Genomic DNA, 25,917 nt, shown 5'->3' on the forward strand with positions numbered 1-25,917 from the left:
AGTCTTAAAGTTTCTCTCTTAATAGGAAGCTGTTGAAGTTTCACCTGAAATGATAGCTACCGCACCACTGGCACCAATGCGGTTTGCACCAGCTTTTACGATATTTACAGCATCTTCATAGTTGCGGACTCCTCCAGCGGCCTTCACGCCAAAGTCTTTTCCGACGATGGAACGAAGAAGTTCAACATCTTCCACAGTAGCTCCGCCGCCATTAAATCCTGTAGCTGTTTTTACGAAATCTGCACCAGCTTCAACGATCAGATTGGCTGCAGCAATTTTTTCTTCTTTAGTTAATAATGCTGTTTCAATGATAACTTTGGTTGTCAGTCCTTCTGAGGCTTTAACTACCTCAGCAATGTCATATTTTACAACATCCAGCTCACCGGATTTCAAAGCGCCAAGGTTGATGAGCATGTCAATTTCTTCAGCACCGTTTTTAATTGCTTCTTTAGTTTCTTCCACTTTCGTGTGTGTTGTTGCTCCACCAAGGGAGAAGCCAATTGGCACACCGACTTTAATTTGATGGGGAGATAATAGACTGTGTGCATGTGCAACATAATACGGATTAACAAAAACTGTTTTAAATCCATGTTCGATTGTTTCGTTGCAGAATGCTGTAATATCATCTTTGTTTGCGGTTGGTTTCAAAAGTGTATAGTCAATCATGTCGATCAATTCTTGTTTATTCATCTTATGCGCCTCACTTTTATGATTTTTACAACTCTATTCAAATTTGCTTATACGTTCTTAGTTTCTATAAACTGCTACGTAAAACTGCTTTGAAAGTCCATTATAATTATTCTGCAGATCAACAGCCTGGGGCGGCGCGCGGCAAAGTTGAAAGTCGCGCGATAGAGCCTTCTAGTCGTGCAACAATCACTTAAACTCGCGCGAGAAACCTCATTCACACGTGTATCGCACGACTCTTCTTGGCTGTCGCGCGACTCCACCTAGCCGCCGCGCGAGCAGGGGCTAGCTGCCATTTAATGTTAGTTCGCAATTTACATCAACTGCTCAGTATAGCTTAAATCACAAAAATACAAGTTTTTATAAACCAGCCTCTAATAAAAATCTAATATTAACTAATTACTCAACCGGTGTCAGCAATACTTTAATCGCTTCCCCGCTTTTAATTGCCTGGTATGCTTCGTCCCATTGTGTAATGTCAAATTCATGTGTAACCATTGCTTTTGCGTTGACACTGCCATTATTCATTAATTCAAGGGATGGTTCCCAGTCTGCTGGTTTTTGGCTTCGGCTTCCAACAACGCGGATTTCTTTTTGAATGATTTTTTCAAGATCAAATTGAACTTCCGGCTGTGCAAAAAGTCCAACCTGGCCGTATTGCCCTTTTTTACGAAGCAGGTCAAGTCCTTGTTTAGCTGCAGGTACTGCACCGGAGCATTCAAATACAACATCTGCACCATAGCCGTCAGTCAGGCTGTTCACAAGCTCTTTAATATCCTGTTCCTGTGTATTAACTGCATAATCGATACCTAATTCTTTGGCTTTATCGAGACGGACTTTATCATTAGTTAAACCAGTAATAAGAACTGTTGCACCACGGCTTTTAGCAACCTGTGCTGTAAACAAACCAATTGGACCTGGTCCGATAACAACGACAATATCGCCTTCTTTGATATCTGTTTTATCAACTGCATGATGTGTACATGCTAATGGTTCTGTCATTGCTGCAGACTGATAATCAACATTTTCCGGAAGATGGTGAACACTGTCTTTACGTGCGACAAGGTACTTGGCAAATCCTCCGTCCTGCTGTGTTCCTAACCCTTTACGGTGGTTACACAGGTTGTAATCTCCAGACTGGCAATATTCACATTCGCCACAAATATAGAAAGTAGTTTCCGAGGTAACACGGTCACCAGGTTTAAATTCTGTAACACCTTCACCGACTGCAACTACCTCACCTGAAAATTCATGTCCTAACGTTACCGGAACACCAACTTTATAATGTCCTTCATAGGTATGAATATCTGAACCGCAGATTCCTGAATATTTTACTTCAATTTTAACTTGATCCGGACCTGCTTGCGGTTCCGGTTTATCTTGAATTTCCAGATTTCCAAATCCATGTGCTGTTTTTACTAATGATTTCATGTTGAATTCCTCCTTGTAGAACTAGTTACTTATGAACTATGTCAAAAAGTCACCATGATCATGCTGACTTTTTGACGAAGAAAACTATTAATTAAACAATGCAAAGACTTTATAAATTACCCAGTTTACGATATTACCGCCCTGGTCAATACTTGAGATGGAAGCTGACCCTTCAGGCATATCGAAGTTGGCGTTTTCAGCCATTTGTGTAAACATTGGCGCAACGTCTGTAGCGATATATAGTGAAATTGCAATCATAATCGCACCAACGATTACGGAATGGACAATATTACCTCTTGCTGCACCAACGATGAATGCAACAATAAATGGAATCGTAGCCAAGTCACCGAATGGAAGTACAGCATTACCTGGTAAAATTACAGCAAGTACAACAGTGATTGGAACAAGGATCAATGCAGTAGAAATAACTGCTGGATGTCCTAGAGCAACCGCTGCGTCCAATCCGATATAAATTTCTTTGTCGCCAAAACGTTTGTTTAGCCATTCACGTGCAGATTCTGATACAGGCATTAAACCTTCCATCAGAATTTTAACCATACGAGGCATTAATACCATAACGGCAGCCATCGCCATACCAATTTCGATAATTTCCCCAACGCTGTATCCAGCTAACGCACCAATTGCTGCACCAAGGAATAGACCGATGAAAATTGATTCTCCAAAAATACCGAAGCGTTTTTGGATTGTATCCGGATCAGCATTCCAGTTTCTGATTCCAGGAATCTTTTGGATACCTTTTACAAGGAAAATCCCAGGAGCGTAAGAAATCGTACTTCCTGTTGCAATGGAAACACCTGGCAATTCATAGAATTCACTCATCATAGGCGCTGTCCAGTCAGCAACTTTAAGACACACAATTTGGAATAAGACTGCGGCAATCAGACCTTGGATAATGCTGTCTGAAATCGCATACACCATTGCAGCCATGAAAGTATAGTGCCAGAAGTTCCAAATATCAACGTTCATTGTTTTCGTTGTTTTTGTAAGAAGCATTATTACGTTTACAACTAATCCAAGAGGAATGATAAATGCTGCTACTACAGAAGCCCATGCAATAGATGATGTTGCAGGCCACCCCACATCGATTACGTTTAATTCCACTCCTAATCTGTCAACCATACCCTGTGCGGCAGGTCCAAGATTAAGAACAAGCAAATCAATAACTAAGAAAATACCAACAAATGCAACCCCGATTGTTAAACCGGAACGAAAAGCTTTACCTGGTTTTTGACCAAAGAATAATCCTAATAGAAAGATAGCGACAGGCAGAATTACTGTTGCACCAAGGTCTAAGAAAGCTTGTATATAATCAACAAATCCTTCCATGATTTTGTTCCTCCCTAATGTTTCTCATGTTTATTATGAATCTCGTTCTCTTCTATTTGCAGAAAACGAGAATTGATTAGATTAATTAAGTTTAGTGTTGGCGCCCACCAGCCAGCAGGCGCCTCTATTTTGAAATTTACTTTTGAAGTTCATCCAAAATTTGTTTTTTTGTATCTTCAACACCAATTCCAGTTAAGAATGAACGTGCGTTAATTACTGGGAATGGATATTCTTTTTTAGTCATTGCAGTAGTTACTAGAAGATCCGCTGAATCTACATAGCTTCCAACTTCAGCAATTTTAATTTGAACCAAATCAACTTTGATGTTGTTTTCTTTTGCCATTTCCTCAATTGCACTGTTAACAACCGTTGAAGTTGCGATTCCTGCTCCACAAGCTACCAATACTTTTTTCATGTCATTCACCTCCTTCAAGTGCAAAGTCTAACTTCTCTGCAAGCAGATTTTTAATAGCTGATGCATCTTTTTCTTCTGCTAGATAGCGTAATGCAGCTTCATCCTGGAAAATTTGCATTAACCGCTGCAGCAGTGACAGCTGATCATCTGCCTTATCCATTGCCAGCATAAAAATAACTTTTACTGGTGTTGTCTCATCCGGGTCACCCATGACACCGAAATCAACCGGATCTTTTAAAACTGCAAAACTGATTGTTTTCTTATTTACATGCTCCACGTCTGTATGCGGTATCGCTACAGATACGCCAGCTGTAGGAAGACCTGTTGCGAATTCTGCTTCTCTGGCAATAATCGCCGGGATGAAGCTCTCTTTTACAAGACCTTGTTTCTCCAGGTTCTCCCCCATTGCTGTTAAAACTTCTTCTTTCGTTTTTGCTTCCAGATCTACCAGAATAATAGATTCGTCAAAATAAATATCACTCATTTTTTTGCACACCTTTCACCAATGTTGTTTACTAGACTGAGTATTTATTTATAATTTTAAAAATTTCTTCCCGGCTGTCTGAATGAATGATTGCATTTCGATCCTCATCAGATCCTGCCAGTTTCATTAACTGCATCAATGCTTTTAAGTGCTTTTGCTTATCAACCGCGGCAATAATTACAATCAGATTAATGGAATAATCTTCTGTAAAAATCACGCCATTTTCCAGACGCAGCAGACTCATCGAAACATCATTCACACCTTCATCCGGTGCTGCATGGGGAATTGCTATGTTAGGCCCAATAACAATATAGGGATCCTTATCATAGTGGCTTATTATTGCATCCACATACCTTGTTTCGATATGACCGCTTTCAACCAGCGGATTTGCAGCAATCCGGATCGCCTCATCCCAGGATGACACTGACTGCCTTAAGGTAATATTACCTGGAGTAATCAGTTCATCCAGTCCTGCTGCCGGCAGAGCTTTTTCCTGATTTTTCACCTGTGCTGTATCATCCCGGTGAATGTAACGGTATAAATTTTTCCTTAACCGCTGTTCATCTTTGATATCCGCATGATTCTTTACAATATTGATTAATTCTTCAATATCTATATCAGAAGGAATATAACCATGGGTTTCCAGCATTACCTGCTTTCTGAGACGTATCTTTTCCTCACGCTCCAGAAACGAGCTGGCAATAAACAATTTCTTTTTTGTTTCCAAAACTACTGGTGAGAAAATGATGTCATAGTCCAGTTTGTAATTCACAAATTCCCTTACTGACAGGGAATCCAAAAAAACGAACTCCGGAAATAATTCTCTAAGCTCACTAAACATAAGCCTTGAAACAGAGACACCCTTCGGACATACAACAATCGCTTTCACCTTTTCCTGAATGCTGTCACCCTGTTTCGATAACCATCCGCCAATTAACATGGTCAGATAAGTTGTTTCACTTTCAGGGATTTTCTCCCCAATCAATTCCTCAAGCGGCTCAGTTGACTGCTGAACAAGATGATGCAATTCCATAAATTCCTTACTCACTGAAAGCTCAACATCATTTACTTCCGTAAGATGGTATTTAATTCGATAATAGGCAGGTTTGATATGAAGCAGCAGTTTATTTAATAATTGCTCTCTATCCTGAATAAATATAATTGCTCTTTTTTCAAAAAGCCTTAGCATATCGTCTATTGCCTGCTTCAAATTTGGAATTGTCTCTTCTGTTAAAAATTCAGACCAGTATACATTTGCCGTGAGCAGATACAGTGTGATAAACATCCGTTCTTCCATAGGAATATCTTCAATGTCATACAGGATTTCTTCTGTTGCCAGGTATTCCTTCGTATCAGATAATTCCTCATACCCAATGTAAAATGGATCTACAATGTGCCCCTTCTTAATTCTTTCCAATACAAGAATCAGTGTATAAGGCATAATCGCAACTTTTTCATCTGTGAATTGTATCGTTAATTTCTTTTCTACATTATCAATCCGGTTATTTATTTCTGTAATCTCGTGCTCCTGAATATTTGCCAATTCACAAATCCGATCAGCACCATTTGTCATATTCAGCAATTTGGAAATAACATTGGTAAGCAATTTCCGGATATTAAATTCCTTACCTTCAATCAGATAACCCAAGCGTCTCGAATAGCGGATGTTTAAGTCAAGACGGGAGACAAATTCCTGCGCGCGCTTCAAATCACTGAGCACTGTGTTCTTGCTGACTTCCAGTTCGCTCGTAAAATGAAATAAGGAAAGCTCCTCATTGCTTAAAATCATCATCACAATCATGTACACTCTTTGGTCCTCTGAAAGGATATTCATGTCTGCAGGTGAAGCATTAGGCTGTTCACTTGCAAGATTCGTAAAAACTGTCTGATCGATTATAAAATGACCCTGCCTTGTTCTTTCAATAGGAGAAAGTTTGCTTTCATCAAGCCAGTCATTTATCTTGTTGATGCTGTATCCAAGCTGTCTTCTTGTCAGCTTATATTTCTTTTCCAAATCCTTGCTGCTGGTACTTGGATTACTCAATAAATCATCTAAAATCTTTTTGCTGCGATCATCAAGTTCCATGATTATCCCTCTTTCAATTATTATTGTATCATCGAAAACAACCTTGTTGGTGACGTTTTCATCGTAGTTTAATGAACCATGATTGTACAATGTTGTGCTTTGCTGGAACGGGATTGGTGGTTGTACATTCATTGAAGTGGTGGCAGTTGCAGTTGGCTGCGGAACTTCTTTTGGAAGGGTATCGGAGTTTAGGTGTAGGTTGTACATATTATAGTGAAGCATTGTACATTATTTCGTTTAGTTTGAACTAAGTTGGGATCAAGTATGTATTTATGAAATATACAGCCGAAGTTGAGAGACATGTGCCTTTACTTGAGAGATAATCGTCGAAAGTTGAGAGAGAACTGCGTACAGTTGAGAGATAATGTCATCCTCCGTTGTTATCTCTCAACTTTCGGTGGCAGTCTCTCAACTTGACCCTAGGATCTCTCAACTTCAACCGGGTTTCTCTCAACTTTCACCCCTCCATCAATGACCACCTCATTAAAAGACGGGAAACCTCCATATTGCAAAGTTTCCCGTCTCCATTATCACTTCATTTTCTCAGGCAACCCATGAATTGATTCAATAAGCTGATTAAGCTTCCCCTCAATCCGGTGCAGTAAATAAAACGTCACCGCGATAGGAAAGCCTACTTCAGTTAAAAAAGGCACCCAGGTTTCCATTGAATTTCCCTCCTTATTTCTGGTTGAATTATTTAGTTTGGACGTCTACAGTGAAGCAGCTGTCTCTTGCGTGAGCTGTGCTGTCTGCAGCCACTTTCTGTGCAGAAATATACGGTATTGCACTACTACAAGGGAAGAGCAGCTAAAGTTGAGAGATAACTTCACTCAGATGAGAGATAGGTGCGGATTCCTTTACTTTCTCTCAACTTGCAGTGGGTGTCTCTCAACTTTGCCGCACTGTCTCTCAACTTTCATTCGGTGTCTCTCAACTTTGCCGATTTATCTCTCAACTCTCCTCCTCACTTCTCACCCACTTCCTTCTCCACCATCCCACTACCACATCTACCAAAAACAGACCAGTGGCCCGGCCGCTGGTCTGTTTCGTCAAGCTCTCCCTTATAACCCTAAATCCACATCTTCTACAATACGTTCTACTACTCGTGCGCTCTTCTTAGCGACCAGGTCACCGCCAGATGTCATGAATGCATTTTGTGCGATGATCTCATCCATTGCTGCGTTAATTGCAGCTGGATCAACTGGTTCAACAGGCTGATCAAGTGAGTATGTTACGGTTTTCCCATCGTAATTTTCAAATTTAAGCTCCAGCTTTTTCATGTTTCTTCCTCCCTTCCTCTAATTTTTGTTTCCGATTACCCTTGTCTGATATCGGAGCTGTCTTTACGTTCAATATTGTAAAGATTGCGCTCCTGCAAGCCTGCAAATGCTGTTGCAATTGCATACAACTGATCTGCAGTTACTTCCGGCTTTACGTTATTAAAACTTTTTGTTACGTAGATCGGCTGACCTGTTGATGTGTCTGTCCCATTATTCAGCACCAGTTGCAACTGAGAACTTGTCATATCTTGTATTGCCATGTGACTCACCTCCCTTTCACAGATACAATCGTTTGTTGTTTGGGAAAGGGGGTGTGGGGCATAAAAAAATAATCGCATGTTTTGTGTAACTTTTTTCATCCAACTTCGTCTATATTAAATGAGTCTTTAGATTGTAATAAAAATGTTATTTACGAATACCTATATTCATAGTAAAATAAAGGTTAGCTTTTAAAACGTGTTTCGTTTATTTTTATTGGAAATGTGATATCCTTGAATGTTATATTTTCCTATTCTTAATTTAAGGGAGAATCATCGTAATGTCGAACAAAAAAACAACGCATACCCGCGTGGTCAGAAGGAAAAAGAAGAAGCTGAGAAAGCGGGCTATATTCATTTTCATTCCTGTTCTGATGGCGTTTTTGGGTGTTATATCATATGCAACTTATTTATATATCAAAGCAGATTCTGTAATGTCCGATTCTTATGTGGATGATGGCAGGGAAAAATCAGAACTTAGAGAAACTGCGGTAGACCCTACTGAAGATAATGTTTCTGTACTGATTATGGGAGTAGATGCCAGCGATATTCGAAATAATGCGGAAAGCTCCCGAACCGATACGTTAATGGTCGCTACACTAAATAAAGAAGATAAAAGTGTTAAATTAGTCAGCATTCCACGAGATTCATTAGTTTATATTCCTGAGGTTGGATATGAAACGAAAATCAATCATGCACATGCCTATGGCGGAAAAGATGCAACGATTGAAACAGTTGAAAACCTGCTTGATATTCCAATCGATTACTATGTTAAAGTGAACTTTGAAGCTTTTATCGATGTAGTTGATGCCGTTGATGGCATAACAGTTGATGTTCCATACGAACTTTACGAACAAAATTCAAAAGATCAGGCAAGAGCTATTCATCTTCTTCCAGGAGAACAGGAGTTAGATGGTGAGGAAGCATTAGCACTGGCGCGAACCAGAAAATTGGATAATGATATTCTGCGAGGTAAAAGACAGCAGGAAATCATTAAATCAATTGTTGATAAGTCTATATCCGTTAATTCCATTCTCAAATACGATGATATTTTGGAAGCAGTTGGAAGCAATATGACGACAAATATGACCTTCAGCGAAATGAAAAGCTTTATCACGTATGGTACCAAAGGTTCCCTGGATTTTGAAATGTTTACATTAGAAGGGGAAGATTATCAGCCTACAGGTACGTATTACTGGCTGCTTGATGAAATTGCACTTAGTGAGACAAAACAAGCATTGCAAAATCATTTAGATATTTCGTCATCAACACTTACTAATGGTACAAATCAAACAAAAACGACAAGCGGGGAACAAAATCCTTATTAACTATAAAAGAAGCTGCTGACAGTAATGTCAGCAGCTTCTTTTTATGTTTTATCCCTCAATCCCCTTAACACCTTGAAAAAGTTTGTCAATGGCTTAAAGTTACTGTCTATTAATTCGAGATTCTCAATCAAAAACTGAATCGCCAGTATAGCTACCGCAAATATCATAATCGAACCCCATACGGTTGTCATTGAAAATAAAATTGCGGCTAAACTAAACATGAAACTTAAGGAATAAATAAAAAGAACTGTCTGTTTATGTGTAAAGCCAAACTTCACCAGCCTATGATGCAAATGAGAGCTGTCCGGACTCGACATAGGCTGTTTATTAACATATCTCCGAATCATTGCAATCAACGTATCTGAAATTGGAACTCCCAGGATAAATATAGGGATGATAAATGAAATTACCGTTACATTTTTAAATCCAAGCAGGGCCAATACCGAAATCATATACCCTAAGAACAAAGCACCGGTATCTCCCATAAAAATCTTTGCCGGAAAAAAATTATAGCACAAAAATCCAAGGGTGCTGAAGAACAGGATTAACGCCATTGTTGCTACATAAACCTCTCCCATGATAATTGCCATTACCGCAATCGTTATCAAAGCAATGGAAGATACACCTGCTGCCAGCCCATCCAACCCATCGATTAAATTAATTGCATTTGTTATACCAACAATCCAGAAAATAGTAATAATTGAACTCAGGAAACCAAATTCCAGCTGTCCGCCAAACGGCAGATTAATGAATTCAACCTGCAAGCCACCCCAGAATACAACAAGGGAAGCGACAGCAATTTGCGTGAAAAATTTAACTTTAGGAGATAAATCATATAAATCATCTATAAGTCCAAGTGCAATAATAACAAAAGCACCACATACAATTGCTATATGAAATTCACTGATTGGCTGCAGTATCAGCAATCCCACAAGAAAGCTGGTGAAAATAGCCAGCCCACCTAATGTCGGAATCGGATCTGTATGCATTTTACGAAAGTTTGGTTTATCTGTTGCGTTTAGTTTTTTGGCATATTTTATAATTATTGGGGTTATTATTAATGACACTAACATGGTGATAAAGGCTAATATCATTATTTTTATCATTTAGCCCACCTCATTTGTTTAAAAGAGCATCCTATACATTTCATCCATTTTTTTCATACTTAGTTACTAATTATAAACCTTTTCGGCAAATTTCTCTATGATAATTTTAAAAGATATAAGGATTTAATAATTAGCCGTTTCATGGATAACTTACCCTTTTGAATAAATTAAATGCGTTTTTTTAGCTTCAATTAACACTTTCCGGTTCTTACTCTATAAAGTTTTTCCAGATAGAAATGCTTATGGTATGATTTAATCAGCAATTTTAAAGAGGAGATGATAAATTGGTTCTTAATTTCGCACACCGCGGTTCATTAACAGAAGCTCCAGAAAATACGCTCCCAGCCTTCCAAAAGGCCATTGCACATGGTGCTGAAGCTATAGAGTTGGATGTTCAGCTTACAAAGGACAGACAGCTTGTGGTATGCCATGATCATAAATTAACGCGATTTAATAAAAATGCGCCGAAGCGGATTATCGATATGTCATTAGAAGAGATAAAGGGAATTGATGTTAGTGGATCTTTTAAGGAAGAATATATGGGGACGACATTACCCACTTTAGATGAGGTGCTGGAGATCTGCCAGGATGAGCTGCTTCTCAATATTGAGATTAAAAACATCCCGGTCCTCTATGAAGGTATCGAGGACATACTTATTCGTTGCCTGTCAGAATATAACCGGCTTCACAATGTAATCATTTCTTCCTTTGATCATATGGCATTGAAAAGGATACAAGACATTGCCCCTTCTATGCCAATCGGAATGTTATTTTATTATCGGATTCTTCAGCCATGGAAATATGCAGAACATAGTGGGCTTGAGGTAGCAAGCATTCATCCAAATCAAGTGTATACGGATAGAGAATTTGTAAAACAGTGTAAAGCGTCTGGCTATAAGGTTTATCCTTATACTGTGAATGATTTGAAGCATTATGAGGAATTAGTTGATTTTGGTGTGGATGGTGTGTTTTCGAATAATCCAGAGATATTTGGAAAAGTAACTTCATTAAAACTAAAAGGCTGACAACAGCCAGCCTTTTAGTTTTTATTTATTTTTTTCTTTTTTTCATTGCAGCCCAAATTACAATCAACAAAATCACTAATACGCCTACTGCAATATAAATTCCTAATCCGGAATTCTCCTCTTCACTTTCTGAAGCATCTTCTTCTGCTGCCTCAGATTCACTTCCCTGTTTTGCAGGCATTTTAAAATCAGTTAATGGTACTGCATAAACATTGGAATCCTGACTGCCGACAAATAGTGTATCATTAATAATAATTGGACCAGCTGGAGCCAGTTTTCCACTCAATTTCTTTTCTCCCACTTTTTCGCCAGTTTCTGCATCTAATGCATGAACGTATCCCTTAGTATTAGAGAAATATACTATTCCATCCTGTGCAACAGGCGGAGCCTTCATAACCTCATCTTCAAACTCCCAAAGTTTATCACCGGTTTGAAGATCATACGCGTAAAATGTTTTGGTAATTGGGCTGCCGACATAGATATTGCCTTCGTAAATCATTGGCGCTCCAGATTTATTGTTTTTGACAAATTCGCCTTTCCCCAAGCTTGTCTGCCACTGAATTTCTCCGGTTTCAACGTCCATTGCATACATCAGATGCTCGGGATCATCACTATCACCTACGAGTGCAGTAGTTACCACTAAACCATCAGCAACTGCTGGCGGAACATCATCAAGCCCTGCAAATACATCAGGGAATTCAGTTTGCCATTTGAACTCATCATTTGTAAGGTCATATGCTGAGAAGGTGTAAGGTACTGGTTTTCCGCCCCCAACATACAGTGTGCTATCCGTAATATTTGGTGCAGACATACTGATGATTGAACCTATTTCGGCTTTATGCAATAAATCTCCAGTTTCAGGATCTAGTTTATATAAATGTTTATCTCCGGTCGCAATGTATAAAGAACCATCATAATATGCTGGTGTCGGCATTACTTCGCCATCTGTATTATATTTCCATATAATTTCACCAGTTTCAGCGTCTAATGCAAGTACTCCACTTTCTTCTGTACCACGTATTCCATTCTCCTGAAAAAACCTGTTTCCAAATCCTACAAATACTTTTCCATCCTTATAGATCATTTCTGAATGAATCCAGTTTGGTGCCTTATTTTGCCATAATTTTTCTCCGGAAACTACATCAAAAGCAAATAAATCTCCAGAATTGTGATTACCTACAAAAAGTTTATTGCCTGCTACTACGGGGGTTGCTCTAACTTCGTCTGCCGTTTCATAAGTTTGGCTTTCCAGTGAATCACTGCCATTATTAAATATTGCGTTTTTGTCACTATTCATCCTATACTGTGTCCACTCATCCGGTCCAAAAGATTCAGCGACTACAATAAGTGGAATTAACAAAGACATTGATAAAATAAACAATACAATAAAGAAATAGTTTTTACTTTTCATTTTTGTCCCTCACAACATATTAATTTATATCGACAAATGATTTTGGTGAACCCACATTTCCTGACCATTCAATTTTCCTCGATACCAAATATTTTTTCCGATTTTTTCTGTTTTATTAACTATAAACTTTTCCCCTTTAGCTGATTTCAATTCCTTTAAGACGATGTTATTCTCTGCCCCCCAGGGTTTGTTATAGCTCCGGCCTCTCCCATTCATCATAAAGTGCCTGGTATCCTCATCGATAGCTACATGAAGATGGACAGCGAGATCACTCGACTTCATCCATCCGATCACATCTTTTTCAGAACTTGGACTATCGCTCAATAAATAAAATGTATCACCTTTGTATGTAACAAGTTTTTTAATATAATACACATTTTTCAACTGTTCATTATTTACCTCATGACCTTCTTCAAGATTGGAGTGATAAATAAAGGCATTTGTAGATTTAATTTTTCCGAGTAAACTCGTATATTCCTCTTTAATTTTGAATTCATCTTTGTTCCGCAAATTTTCTTCTGCCCATTGTTCCTGAAGTTCCTTATTACCATTTAATATCATATTCCGATATTCTTCTCTTTCCTTTTTGTTCATTTTCTCCCATTGATGAAGAAACGCCTCATACTGTGGCAATACTTCATCCACTTCACCATAATCTTTAACTTTTCCAAATTCCAACCATAGTATTTTTTCACAAAACTTTCTCATTTGGCCTAAGGAGTGACTTACAAAAACCATCGTCTTTCCTTTTTCCTTAAATTCCAGCATTTTATTCAAACTTTTCCCAGCAAAAGCTTTATCGCCAACCGATAATGCTTCATCAATGATAAGAATGTCCGGATCGATGTTAACAGAAATCGCAAAGCCGAGCCGTGATTTCATTCCGCTGGAATAGGATTTTACAGGCTGATCAATAAATTTCTCCAGTTCAGCGAATTCAATAATATCAGGCTCTAATTCATTAATTTCGTCCTTACTGAAACCTAACATTAATAATTTCAGCTCGATATTATCCCTGCCTGATAACTCAGCTTTCAGACCCGAAGCCACAGCAATAAGTGAGGCTTGTCCGTTGATCTCCACTGTGCCCGAAGTGGCGGGTACAATCCCGGCAATTATGTTGGAAAGTGTTGATTTCCCAGAACCATTAATCCCTACAAAACCGATTACATCGCCTTTTTCTGCCTCGAAGTCGACATCTCTGAGTGCATAAAAATTTTCACCAATCTCTGTTGGCAGAAATAGATCCAATATCCGTTCTTTTGTTCCACTATAAAATTTATATTTTTTACTGATGTTTTTGGCAATAAGCGCTTTTTTCATGTAATCACAACCATTTATAAGTAATCAATAAAGTGTCGTCTGAATTTAAGATGCAATGTAGATCCTATTAAGAAGAGTATCAATACGATGCCCCAGAATATCAACGTATATTCCCATTGATCAATGAAATGCCAACTGCTTCCAAACAATGCAGTCCGGTATCCATCAATTAGATAATATAAGGGGTTCAATTTCATCAATTCCATAATTAGAGGAAGTTCCTCAAGAAGGCTCAATGGCCATAATACCCCCGATAAATACAACAACATCCTTAAGGTAGAATTCAGAAACATATGTACATCTCGAATAATCGTTGATAATGTCGAAGTTATGAGCGATAATGCAAAAACTAAACAATACGCTCCAAAAATGTAATAAATTAATTGTAAATAGTATAGCGAAATAAAATAACCCATAAACTGCAAAAGAATGATAGAAATCACTAGCATAAACAAATGAACGTAAAAATGGGAAAAAATAATATAGTTTGGAATGATACTCATAGGAAAATTCATTTTCGAAAGCATTCTTAGTCTCGAAAAAATGGATTTAGAACCTTGAATCGTTGCTTGATAAAAAAAGATCCACAAAAAGAACCCTGCTAGAAGCCATGCAAAAAATTGAATATCAATTCCATCTACCTTTATTGGGTCCCTGCTTCTCAGGGTGCCGAATACAAACCAGTATATAAGTATCTGTATAGCAGGATTGATGATTTCCCACGCCATACCTAGATAATTATTTTTATTTTTATTTTTCAAATCATATAAAGATAATCTTCGTATTAAATAAAAGTTATTAATTTGCTCTCTAATAACTGCGATTACTGATTTCATTTGTATATCCTTTCAAGTCTAAATGCTGTAGATTACAATCGTAATACATTATACAAGTAATACATAGAGAAAACAATAAAGAATCGGCTCGTATTATCTGTGCGATTCTTTATTGTTTTCAATCGTCATATATTTTGAATCAAATTGCACCAATCTTTTTTGTGTTTTTCTACACTGAATCGCTTATCCACTTCACGCGCATTTTCAGACATTTTATCCCTTAGTTTGTCATCCGTCATAAGTTGTTTTATTCTTTCTGCTAATTCTTTTTTATTCCCCTTTTCAACGAGGTACCCATCTACTCCACTCTGAATTATATCTTTCGGCCCATATTTAGCGGCATAAGCTACAACGGGGGTTCCAGCGGCCAAGCTTTCAGTCACACTCATCCCAAATCCTTCGTAATCTGAAGTCAAGACAGAGCACGCCGCAGATTGATATATTGATACGGCATCTTTAGTAAAACCCTTCAGCTTTACATTATTTTGAAGTTCTAATTCCTCGATTAATCCTGTTAAGTTATCTTTCTCTCTTCCAAAACCGTAAATATGAAATTCAGCTTTTGGAATTTCCTTCACTACATGTTGGAATGCCTTGATTGCTTCATCCAGTCTTTTCTGGACAACATATCTTGCCAGAGATACAGCCAGATGCGGATTGTAAGTGGCTCCCACATTTTGTAAACTTTTCGCTGGTTTTTCGGCAGGATGTGGAATTACTGTCAGCTTTTCGCTTGAGCCAAATTCTTGTTGAATATCTTTTTTTTGTTCCTCTGTCAATAAGACCACTTTATCAAACTTGTCCAAATTGGAAAATAAGAAGCGGTATTCCTTTCTGATTTCACCTTCCTCATTAAACGGCTTGTTAAAATGATTGTTGTGAATTACTGGAATTATTTTAACTTCTTCATTTTGCAATTTGGCAACGAAATTATCCATCGGGCGCTTTTCCACCATTAATACCGGTCGGTCTATGCTGTTTAGCTTTTTCTCAAGCCATTCTAATTTTAAATCTTCCAGTGAATCAAATTCTTTTGGGCTTTCACCAAATAAAGCTGCTCTAGAGGATTTGTTAGTTTCAGGATTAACCCAAATTGTCAAATAGCAGTCACCTTTATTATCAAAATATCTATCCAAACGTGGTTTATTCAATTCCAGATCCATATGTCTTCTACGTGTCATATACCCACTATGATTGTACTCATCCCGCTGTGTTCGATGTCTTGATTGATTCATATGGTCAACAAACAAAAGCTTCCCCGCATTATCAAACCGTTTATATTTCAAATAATATCCATCTTTATATAATCGGTATGAAGGTAATTTCTGTTTTTCGTCCCTAAACATGACAAAGCCTTTTTCTTTCAAAGCGATTTTAGTCTTTTTGTAACCTTTCTTATTCGGTTTTAAATCTTCGAATACGTTAAGTACCTCAACCTTTTTGTTTAATAAACCCGTATCATAGAGTTCATTTATTTCCTGTTCAATATTCTGCCGATACAAAAGCGTAAAAATATAAACCTTTTTAAATCTTTCTGCGAGAATGTTTGCACGTTTAATTGCAGCTTTTGTCAACCCTCCACTTACCGCACGCACCGAATTTATCAGGATTATTGGAGTGTTTTGTTTCATGTCTTTGCACCTCTTTCAGTTAGACTGTAGACTAATTCACATTTTTGGACTTATTTTAGTGATACTGTTGATATAGGATAAAAGTGGCTCACGAAGGTCTTCTCTTTCCAGTGCAAGATCAATAGTGGTCTTTATGAAGTCTAGTTTTTCCCCAACATCATACCTTTTCCCTTCGAATTCATATGCATAAACTTGTTGAATTTTATTTAATCTTTCAATTGCGTCCGTTAATTGGATTTCTCCACCCGCACCAATTTTATGCTCTTCTAAAAATTGGAATATATCATGCGTCAATATATATCTGCCAATGATTGCAAGATTAGAGGGTGCAGTACCTTTTGAAGGCTTTTCTACAAACTTGTTCACTTGATACAACCTGTTTTTATTTGAGAGTGGATCGATAATACCATACCTGTTCGTTTCCTCTTCAGGAACTTTTTGCACTCCAATTACACTTGAACTTGTTTTATCATATATCTCTATTAATTGTTTCAGACAAGGTTTATCACTCCTGACAATATCATCACCGAGCAATACAGCGAAAGGTTCATTTCCGATGAACTTTCTAGCAGACCAAATAGCATGACCAAGACCTTTCGGTTCCTTCTGCCTGATATAATGGATTTCTACTTTGGCTGACTTTCTAATTTTCTCAAGCAGATCAAATTTCTCTTTTTTTATGAGGTTTTCCTCTAATTCATAGGCACTGTCAAAATGATCCTCAATCGCTCTTTTCCCTTTTCCAGTAACAATGATGATATCTTCAATACCTGAGTTCACTGCTTCTTCAACAATATATTCAATTGTAGGTCGATCTACAATTGGAAGCATCTCTTTAGGCATCGCTTTTGTTGCTGGTAAGAATCTCGTTCCTAACCCTGCTGCTGGAATAATTGCTTTTTTAATTTGCATTTTAACACTCCTTTAATATCTTTGTGAAATATATTTCCACTATTCTACCAATGCATACCCTTCTACAAGATAACAAATCTTTTTATGAAAAGCTTCTGTTGTCTCTGAAAAATAAAGATTTTTTACATATCGTTAACAACAAAGCTTCATTTATATACTCATGATAGATCATACACGAAGTTTTCAAAATAGAATACTCAAGGTTCTCATCAATTAGAAAATGAAGTAAAGCAGCCTCCTATAAAATCCAAGGCTTATTAAGATAATATTCTAATCCATGTGCACAAAAAAACAATAGTATTGAAGCATAATACTTGATCAAAATATCTATTAGCTATAATAGTTCCATTATATCGAGGTAATTAAACACATTCTCCAAAAATTGCCATGATACTTTACAGTACTAAATTATTACTAATCACCTCATACTTCTTTGTACCAAAATATATTAATCATTTATTATCAATCCAATGTTTCTTAATATATACCCTAACTTTATAAAATCTAAATTTGGTTTAATATCCTCCATAGTTATTCATCGATTATCCCTTGCTGAAGAATTAGTTTTTGCAAAAGGTATCCAGTATGATTCTATTTTGTAAGGTACTTTAATAATAGAAGAAATAAAATTTACTCCTCTTAAACTTTATATATGCTTTGTAGTATACTTACCAATGTGTTGGTTCCTCTACTTTTCACCACTCATTATTGAAGATATACTTTCCCCAAATCCTAGTCTATAATTTTTTTGAAATTACCAATGACGTCTGCAAATTTTTATATTATAATTGATACTTGTGAGTTGAGTTATTTAAATAGAGAGGAAATACGAAATGGTATTTAGTTCAAGTATTTTTTTGTTTGTCTTCTTGCCAATAGTTTTATTGGCATATTTTATTGTTCCAAGAGTATTTAAAAACACAGTATTGTTATTAGCAAGCTTACTTTTTTATGCATGGGGAGAACCCAAGTTCGTCCTCTTAATGATTTTTTCAATTATTATTAATTATATATTTGGATTAACTGTAGAATCAAATAGAAACAACAAACGTAAAGTTAAAATTATTATAGGTTTAATGGTTTTTTTCAATTTGTTACTATTGGGTATTTTTAAATATACTAATTTTATTGTAGATAATATAAACTCTCTATTAAATATTTCCATTAGTGTACCTGATATACCTCTACCCATCGGGATATCTTTTTTTACTTTCCAAGCCATGAGTTATGTCATTGATGTATATCGCAAAGATGGTAAAGTACAAAGAAACCCGTTAAATTTAGCATTATATATATCTCTATTTCCGCAATTAATTGCAGGTCCAATCGTTCGTTATCAAACTGTAGCAGAACAGATAAATAAGAGGGTATCTGATTTACCAAGAATTGCTTATGGAGTTAGAAGATTTATTATTGGTTTAGGAAAAAAAATGATTATAGCAAATAACTGTGGTTATATTGCAGACCAAATATTTGCTCAGAATCCAGCAGATATGTCTACTGGTGTAGCGTGGATTGGAATTATTGCCTACAGTTTACAAATTTATTTCGACTTCTCTGCTTATTCCGATATGGCTATTGGACTTGGAAAGATATTAGGTTTTGACTTCCTTGAGAACTTTAACTATCCTTATATATCTAAGTCTGCTACAGAATTTTGGAGAAGATGGCACATTTCTCTAGGATCTTGGTTTCGTGATTATCTTTATATACCATTAGGAGGCAATAGGAAAGGCACATTTAACACTTACCGGAACCTTTTCATTGTGTGGTTTGCTACTGGGATTTGGCATGGCGCCAGTTGGACCTTTATTGCATGGGGGCTTTATTATGGTTTTTTAATCATGATTGAAAAGGCATTTTTAGGTAAACTCTTGAATAAAATCCCGACCTTCCTTCAATATTTATACACTCTTATAATTGTAATGGTAGGATGGGTATTCTTCAGAGCAGAAACATTCTCTTACGGTTTTTCATATATTGCAGTTATGTTTGGTTTTAGCGGCACAAGCCTATTGGATAATGATACATTATATTATTTATCCCAATACGGCATTTTAATAGCTATTGGAATATTAGGTTCTACTCCAATATTAAAAAAGACTTTTGAATTAATAGAGTATAATTCCATTAATTCAACTTTCATACGTATTTTCGGAAAGGAAATTTCTATAAATATGTTTCTAATTATAACTTTTATTATTTCTGTTACTTATATAATTTCGGGTACATTTAATCCATTTATTTATTTCCGATTCTAATTAATTATAAAGTGGGAGTTTTTATGAAAATTTCAATAGGTGAATTAATAGTAGTAATATTTTTCTTATCCTTTATTTTTCTTTTTAGCATATGGAGTGTTGTAAAAGGAGATGAGACAAATTCTGTAATTGAAAATCGAAAACTGGATCAGCGGCCAGATGCAACTCTTAATAATGTGTTATCTGGAGAGTACTTCAAAAGATTTGAGTCATATTATAACGACCAATTCCCATTACGAAGCGAATGGATAGAAACTAAGAACACATTTGAAAAGACTGTATTCCAGCAGAATCTTATCAATTCTACTTTTGTACATGACGATGGATACTTGATACCAACATTGGTTACAAATGAAAATAATCTAAAGCCTGAAAATATTGCTGAGCGCATCAACAGCTTTGCATCAAATATAAAAAATAAAGATGTTGATATATTTTTCGCATTGGCACCAAATAAAACAACAATGATGGAGCACAAATTACCTGACTACATTTCAAGTGAAGCAAATAAATTGTCTGATCAATTAATAAAAGAGCTTTTAAATATCGGTAAAATTAAGACTGTTGATCTCAGAGATGCTATTAAGCCTCATCTAGTTGAAAAAAACTTATATTTTTATACTGATCATCATTGGAAACCAAAAGCAGCTTTTTACGGGTATAGGACAATAATATCTAAAATTCAAGAAAGCAATGATATCTTGAATCCTCTATCCATAAATGATTTCTCATGGGAAGAAAGCAATGTTAAATTTCTGGGATCTGATGCGAGAAATACTACAGAGTCATATGTTAAATATCCAGATACTGTTACTATTGCTAAACCTAAATTTGAGGAGAAAAAATTAGAAATCTGTTATAGAGGTAATTGTAATAGATCATTTTACGACTATAGATATCTGGAATTACCTGATAAATATACTAACCGATATAAAGTATATTTTTCGGGCGATGTACCAGAAGGCATAATCAGAAATCCCAATGTTTCAAATGATCACAAATTGTTAATTCTTAAAGATTCTTACGCTAACACAATGATTCAATTTTTGGCAAGAAATTATAGTGAAACAAGAATTCTTGATATGCGGCATTATGATAAAAAAAGTGTGTATCAGTATATAGAAGATAATAATATAACTGAAGTACTTTTTCTTCACAACATTAATTCTTTAGTAACTACACCTTCACTAACAAACTTTAATAACACGAGTAAATAAGGCTGCCAATTGGCAGCCTTATTTACTAGCTATGATGCATTTCTTTTTACGAATTATCTGTGATACACTGTAGTATTCCTACTGCCTTTCGCACATTTTTATATAAATTCAAAAAAGCATTTAATTATTCTTAGAAAAAACTTCTTCTACGACTCTTTTGGAGGATTCACCATCTTCTAAATAACAAAACTTTTGATAAAACTCTTCTTCAAATTGACTTGGAGTATATCCTTTTTCTTCAATCTCTTTAAGTACATTAATGAGTTCAGAGGTTTTTTTAACTAACGGCCCTGGAGCCTTACTTTCAAAGTCAAAATAAAACCCTCTCAATTTATTTCTATATTCTTCAATATCATACACATAAAATAGCATAGGTCTCTTCAATATAGCAAAGTCAAAAAAAACAGAAGAATAATCAGTAATTAAAAAATCAGCAATAAGATACAGCTCTCTTATATCTTCATGATTCGAAAAATCAAAAACAAACCCTTCATATCCAGCTAAGTCAATATTCTCGGCTACGAGGTAGTGAAGTCTCAAAAGAATAACATAATTATCTCCCAATTCTTTTTTTAATAAATCTAAATTCATTTGTAAATCAAATTTGTATTTCCCTTTAGAGTAGAATTGGTTATCCCTCCATGTCGGAGCATATAAAATAACTTTTTTATTCTTAGGTAAGTTACAAAGCTTCTTTAAATGGCTTATTGTATCTTCATTATTATTATTGACCAAAAAATCATTTCTGGGATACCCAGTTTCAAGCATTACCTTGTCAAATTGAAAAGCCCGTTTAAATATTTCTCTAGAATACACATTTGGTGATATTAAATAATCCCATTTTTTGACTTCTTTCAGAAAATTACTTTTGTAATTCATAGTATTAGTTCCAGGCATATGCACCTCATCCATATCAGCTGCTAAGCGCTTTAAAGGAGTTCCATGCCAGGTTTGTAAATATATTGTACCCTTAGGTTTCGGAATCCATAATGGCAGCCGACTATTAGTTACCCAGTATTTGGCCCTAGTCATTAAAATGACCCACTGTAATGAAAACCGTTTTATATAATTTAAGTTTTTACCTTCAAATGATTTAATATATCTTTTATCAATGCTCCAATACATTTTATATTGGGGGCAGTTATCCAACATATATTCATAAATTGCCCGGGGATTATCACTATATTGTTTACCCAAAAAGCTTTCAAAAATTATAATATTTCCTTTTATTGGTAATCTGCCTAAAATAGAGAACAATTTCCTGTAAAATTGTTGAACCAGTTTATATATAACTTTTTTCACCGCCCCACCCTCCTTAAGACCTTCAATTTAGAAGAAGACACCTACCAGTAAAGATAGGTATCTATTTCAATTAAGCTATATTTTAGTTTTGTTTTGAAAATATATTATCTACAACCCGCTTACTAGCCATTCCATCCTCTAACGAACAATACTTCTCTCTAAATATTCGATATTTTTCATAGTAATCGTTTTTTACTTGTTTGATTTGTGTTACCTTCTCAATTATATCGTCCGTATTGTACATAAGTGGTCCTGGTGCTTCATTTTCAAAATCCATATAAAAACCACGGATATTATCTCTATAGTTCTCCAAATCATAAGTATAAAACAATATTGGTTTATTGGTATTTGCAAAATCAAACATTACTGATGAATAATCTGTAATCAATATGTCTGCCAACAATAGCAGTTCCTGAATATCAGGATAGCTTGAACAATTTATAACAAAATCTTTTAATGACTCATCAATTTTTAATTTATTATTTATTACAACATGCATCCTTAACAAAATAACATATTCATCACCTAATTGTTCCTTCATTTTATGAAGATCCATATTTACATCGAACAAGAATTTGTTCTTTTTTGATGTCTGATCGTCCCTGAATGTAGGTGCGTACAATATCACTTTTTTCTCATCAGATAATTTAATTTTGTTTCTAACTTTTTCGACTATATCCTGTTTATTTTCTTTATAGAAAAGGTCATTTCGGGGATAACCTACTTCTAATACTTCGCCATTATATCTAAAAGCACTACTAAAGGCTTTTGTAGCGTAAGCACTCGGAGAAATTAAATAATCCCAATTCTTAACCGCCTTTCCTACTCTTTCAACATAATCATCACTTCTACCATGTACTTCTTCAATATCATACAACATTTTCTTCAATGGAGTCCCGTGCCATGTCTGTAAGTACGTTGTTTCTGGACGTTTTTTTATATAAGTTGGGAAATTTTGATTGTTAACCCAATACCTCGATTTAAAGAGATAATAATAGTACTGTGGACTCAATCTTTTAATACGCTTTGTATTTATATCATTAAAGCGATAACTTTTATTATATACCCAAACTTTTTTGTAATCTAAATTCCGGTCCAGGATTTCCTCATAAATGTTTTTCGGGCTATCTCCAAATTGTTTTCCTACTCCACTCTCGAATAGAATTAATTTAGGGTCAACTGGAATTATTTTAGAACCTATTTTATAAAATAACTTCATGCTCGGAAAATAATATTTACTCTTTCTATACTTGTTAAATAAAGCCTGATTTAGCATTTCAATTTTCGGATTATCCATAATGCTTTTATTAACTTCATTATTCTTAATTACATTATAAATTCTTTCTGAGGATAACTGATCCCTATGATTAATAAATTTGTTTGCTCTTTCAACATACTTTGATTTCATTATAAAGTCATTATCAGCATATTCCTCTATTAAATTTATTATCTGGTCCTCTTCATAACAAATTTCACCTGGCAAATCATTATCCAAGTCTAGATGAGAGGGCCGCTTTCCGATAAATCTTGAGCGATCAAACTGAAAATACAATACTGGTTTATGAAGAAAACTAAAATCAAAGCCTACACTGGAGTAATCAGTTACCATCAATACACTCTCTTTTATTAAATGCTGGACATCTACTTCACCTTGGTTAATGATCGTAACCGAATCATTCTCAAAATACTTACTAAACCTTTGCATGTTAGGGTGTAAGCAAAAAATAATTTCAAAATTATTTTTGTTAGACAAATCATGCAAATATTTATTGTTAATCAGTTCTTTATATCGAATGTAGTATTCACTTTCAAAAAATGCATCGTCTGTGACGATCCAATCACGCCATGTCGGGATTATTAAAATTTGTCTTTTCTTCATTACATCCTCTTTGAATAATGTATCAAATCTAGATAATCCAGTAACAAATACATCATTAGGATCATAACCAAAATCATTAACTATCATTTCTTTTTCAAAGTCTGAACTAACCATAAATAAATCGGTATCAAATCCCGGAGCTTTTTTTCCGTAATTGGCTATCATATTTTTAGTACCCATGATTCCATGCTGCAGAAAAACTTTATCTGCTTTTACTTTTCTTTTAAACGTCTGTGTCCTTATTGGGTACAAATAATCTGGATGATGTGAAGAGATCACTTTTTTTGCAATAATAGTCTTCCAAATATGTTCTTTAGACTGATAGTCAATTACATTTCCATATTCTTTAACATTTTCTCTTTCTGGAGAGGCTTTATCAATTACATAATATACATTCTTCTCAGGATACTTTGTTCTCATGTGCTTAAAGAACGCATATCCAGTATCTTGCGCTTTATAAATTCGTTCTCCCACCAGCCAGGTCTCTTTATTTTTATTTAGTAAACGGATAAGCCAGGCCCACCTCATTACACGCCGCAAATATTTATATGTTTCAACAGGATATTTATATGTTTCGAAAGACAAATTAAACTTTTTAAATGTATAATATGGGTTTATAATGTTTGCTTCCTTCTTATTATTCGCGTATAAATCTCTTAAAAATAACTTAGCTCTTAATGTTGGCCTTCCAACCCGTACGTATTTTATTTCTGTTCTATCGTGCAAATTTAAAGTGAAAAACAAATCGTATATATCTTCATCTAACATTTGTCCATTATTCATCTCTACTGTATTGATATCTGCTATATAGGAGTATCGGTTTAATCCATATTTTTTGACTACATCTTTTTTAAGCAGTGTGAAATCTATCCTGTTAGAAATTAGTTCCTTTTTGGTATCTCTTCCTTTTAATACAACTTCGCCATTATTTATTTTTGAATTCCTAGAAAAGATTTTCCCCTCTAATCTCAAGATATTATTTAGCTTTTTAACCTTATCTATCTGAATTTTCGTCGGGGAGTCAGGTTCATTATTTATGGTTAACGATAAATTTCCCTTAGTTGTAATATAATTTATTATTGAATCTTCTTCTTTGTGATAATACGACAACCCTTCAATGTTGGTATATTGAAATCTTCCACACCGAATAAAATATTCTACGTACTTTTCATTGTTTTCCTCAATCAGTTTAATTTGCCCCGTATCTTTTTTGGTTGAGCTTAATTCAGAGTATGGTGTTCTGATTTTAAAATACCAATCATAAGTAGTCTCATTATTCTCTTTTAATAATTTTAATAATTCATCTAATGATATAACAAATTTAAATTTATTTGTTGGATTAATTTCGCTTACTTTAATCTCCTTTGTTTCTTCTCCTCTGAAAAATAACCACAACTCTTTAGCATAATATCTTTCTTTGTTAAAAATCCCTTCTATTTTTAGTTTTCCTTGGTCTTGAAGAATCTCTACCTTATATTTTACTTTTTTCTTTGTTTTACTTTTTTTAAACCATGAAAATAACTTCATTTACAACCCTTCAATCTTTTTTATAGTCCACTTTCCCTAAAGAATAATTGTTCTTTACTTCTTGATGATATAAACAGTTTTCGTATTTATAACCAATAATATTACAAAATAACTCAATAAATTATATCTCCTATTTTCATCAATTTCAAATTTCGACAAAATATCTCTTAAC

Annotated in this window: 20 protein-coding genes and 1 pseudogene; 4 read left to right on the forward strand and 17 right to left on the reverse strand. The window is 35.2% G+C overall.

Annotation, left to right across the window (positions count from 1 at the left end):
* Positions 1 to 18: 18 nt before the first annotated feature.
* From deoC to CIL03_RS11975, 9 genes are all read right to left on the reverse strand, one after another.
* Positions 19 to 690: a deoxyribose-phosphate aldolase gene (deoC, locus tag CIL03_RS11935; protein ID WP_094886090.1), complete on the reverse strand. Its 672-nt coding sequence runs from the start codon at positions 688 to 690 to the stop codon at positions 19 to 21.
* A 396-nt stretch (positions 691 to 1,086) separates the two neighbouring features.
* On the reverse strand, positions 1,087 to 2,118 hold the full coding sequence (locus CIL03_RS11940) for a zinc-binding dehydrogenase (protein WP_094886091.1): 1,032 nt from the start codon (positions 2,116 to 2,118) through the stop codon (positions 1,087 to 1,089).
* An 87-nt stretch (positions 2,119 to 2,205) separates the two neighbouring features.
* Positions 2,206 to 3,465, reverse strand: coding sequence for a galactitol-specific PTS transporter subunit IIC (locus tag CIL03_RS11945; RefSeq protein ID WP_094886092.1), 1,260 nt, complete (start codon positions 3,463 to 3,465; stop codon positions 2,206 to 2,208).
* 136 nt (positions 3,466 to 3,601) lie between these two features.
* Positions 3,602 to 3,880, reverse strand: a complete 279-nt coding sequence (locus CIL03_RS11950; protein WP_094886093.1) for a PTS sugar transporter subunit IIB — start codon at positions 3,878 to 3,880, stop codon at positions 3,602 to 3,604.
* A gap of 1 nt (position 3,881) precedes the next feature.
* Positions 3,882 to 4,364: a PTS sugar transporter subunit IIA gene (locus tag CIL03_RS11955; protein WP_094886094.1), complete on the reverse strand. Its 483-nt coding sequence runs from the start codon at positions 4,362 to 4,364 to the stop codon at positions 3,882 to 3,884.
* Positions 4,365 to 4,395: 31 nt separating this feature from the next.
* Positions 4,396 to 6,450, reverse strand: a complete 2,055-nt coding sequence (locus CIL03_RS11960; RefSeq protein WP_094886095.1) for a BglG family transcription antiterminator — start codon at positions 6,448 to 6,450, stop codon at positions 4,396 to 4,398.
* 530 nt (positions 6,451 to 6,980) lie between these two features.
* On the reverse strand, positions 6,981 to 7,115 hold the full coding sequence (locus CIL03_RS11965; RefSeq protein WP_094886096.1) for a YvrJ family protein: 135 nt from the start codon (positions 7,113 to 7,115) through the stop codon (positions 6,981 to 6,983).
* 396 nt (positions 7,116 to 7,511) lie between these two features.
* Positions 7,512 to 7,730, reverse strand: a complete 219-nt coding sequence (locus CIL03_RS11970) for a DUF2922 domain-containing protein (RefSeq protein ID WP_094886097.1) — start codon at positions 7,728 to 7,730, stop codon at positions 7,512 to 7,514.
* A gap of 35 nt (positions 7,731 to 7,765) precedes the next feature.
* Entirely contained in the window at positions 7,766 to 7,990 is a 225-nt protein-coding gene (locus CIL03_RS11975) for a DUF1659 domain-containing protein (RefSeq protein ID WP_094886098.1), read from the reverse strand.
* A gap of 278 nt (positions 7,991 to 8,268) precedes the next feature.
* On the opposite strand from CIL03_RS11975, the gene CIL03_RS11980 reads away from it, so the two are divergent.
* Complete coding sequence (locus CIL03_RS11980; protein ID WP_094886099.1) at positions 8,269 to 9,315, forward strand: LCP family protein; 1,047 nt, start codon at positions 8,269 to 8,271, stop codon at positions 9,313 to 9,315.
* Positions 9,316 to 9,356: 41 nt separating this feature from the next.
* On the opposite strand, the gene CIL03_RS11985 is transcribed toward CIL03_RS11980, so the two are convergent.
* Positions 9,357 to 10,421, reverse strand: a complete 1,065-nt coding sequence (locus tag CIL03_RS11985; protein ID WP_094886100.1) for a glycosyltransferase family 4 protein — start codon at positions 10,419 to 10,421, stop codon at positions 9,357 to 9,359.
* Between the two features lie 284 nt (positions 10,422 to 10,705).
* On the opposite strand from CIL03_RS11985, the gene CIL03_RS11990 reads away from it, so the two are divergent.
* Complete coding sequence (locus tag CIL03_RS11990; RefSeq protein ID WP_094886101.1) at positions 10,706 to 11,446, forward strand: glycerophosphodiester phosphodiesterase; 741 nt, start codon at positions 10,706 to 10,708, stop codon at positions 11,444 to 11,446.
* 25 nt (positions 11,447 to 11,471) lie between these two features.
* Here the strand turns inward: CIL03_RS11990 and CIL03_RS11995 are convergent, their stop codons facing one another.
* The 5 genes from CIL03_RS11995 to galU form a co-directional block, all read right to left on the reverse strand.
* On the reverse strand, positions 11,472 to 12,857 hold the full coding sequence (locus CIL03_RS11995) for an outer membrane protein assembly factor BamB family protein (RefSeq protein WP_094886102.1): 1,386 nt from the start codon (positions 12,855 to 12,857) through the stop codon (positions 11,472 to 11,474).
* A gap of 24 nt (positions 12,858 to 12,881) precedes the next feature.
* Positions 12,882 to 14,180 carry a teichoic acids export ABC transporter ATP-binding subunit TagH gene (gene tagH, locus CIL03_RS20350; RefSeq protein ID WP_094886103.1) on the reverse strand — a complete coding sequence of 433 codons (1,299 nt, stop codon included), beginning with the start codon at positions 14,178 to 14,180 and terminating at the stop codon, positions 12,882 to 12,884.
* Between the two features lie 14 nt (positions 14,181 to 14,194).
* On the reverse strand, positions 14,195 to 15,016 hold the full coding sequence (locus tag CIL03_RS12005) for an ABC transporter permease (protein ID WP_094886104.1): 822 nt from the start codon (positions 15,014 to 15,016) through the stop codon (positions 14,195 to 14,197).
* A gap of 125 nt (positions 15,017 to 15,141) precedes the next feature.
* Positions 15,142 to 16,647, reverse strand: a complete 1,506-nt coding sequence (locus CIL03_RS12010; RefSeq protein ID WP_094886105.1) for a glycosyltransferase — start codon at positions 16,645 to 16,647, stop codon at positions 15,142 to 15,144.
* 36 nt (positions 16,648 to 16,683) lie between these two features.
* Positions 16,684 to 17,559, reverse strand: a complete 876-nt coding sequence (galU, locus tag CIL03_RS12015) for a UTP--glucose-1-phosphate uridylyltransferase GalU (protein WP_094886106.1) — start codon at positions 17,557 to 17,559, stop codon at positions 16,684 to 16,686.
* Between the two features lie 833 nt (positions 17,560 to 18,392).
* On the opposite strand from galU, the gene CIL03_RS12020 reads away from it, so the two are divergent.
* The gene (locus CIL03_RS12020; protein WP_094886107.1) at positions 18,393 to 19,820 is read left to right on the forward strand and encodes an MBOAT family O-acyltransferase; all 1,428 of its coding nucleotides are present in this window, start codon (positions 18,393 to 18,395) and stop codon (positions 19,818 to 19,820) included.
* Between the two features lie 23 nt (positions 19,821 to 19,843).
* A complete protein-coding gene (locus tag CIL03_RS12025; RefSeq protein WP_094886108.1) occupies positions 19,844 to 21,037 on the forward strand; it encodes a DHHW family protein in 1,194 nt (397 codons plus the stop codon).
* Positions 21,038 to 21,157: 120 nt separating this feature from the next.
* On the opposite strand, the pseudogene CIL03_RS12030 reads toward CIL03_RS12025, so the two are convergent.
* Positions 21,158 to 22,339: pseudogene (locus tag CIL03_RS12030) on the reverse strand (CDP-glycerol glycerophosphotransferase family protein); the annotation flags it as partial.
* An 82-nt stretch (positions 22,340 to 22,421) separates the two neighbouring features.
* Positions 22,422 to 25,745, reverse strand: a complete 3,324-nt coding sequence (locus CIL03_RS12035; RefSeq protein ID WP_094886110.1) for a CDP-glycerol glycerophosphotransferase family protein — start codon at positions 25,743 to 25,745, stop codon at positions 22,422 to 22,424.
* Between the last annotated feature and the right edge of the window lie 172 nt (positions 25,746 to 25,917).

This window comes from Virgibacillus indicus (assembly GCF_002266285.1).
Lineage (GTDB): Bacteria > Bacillota > Bacilli > Bacillales > Amphibacillaceae > Virgibacillus_K > Virgibacillus_K indicus.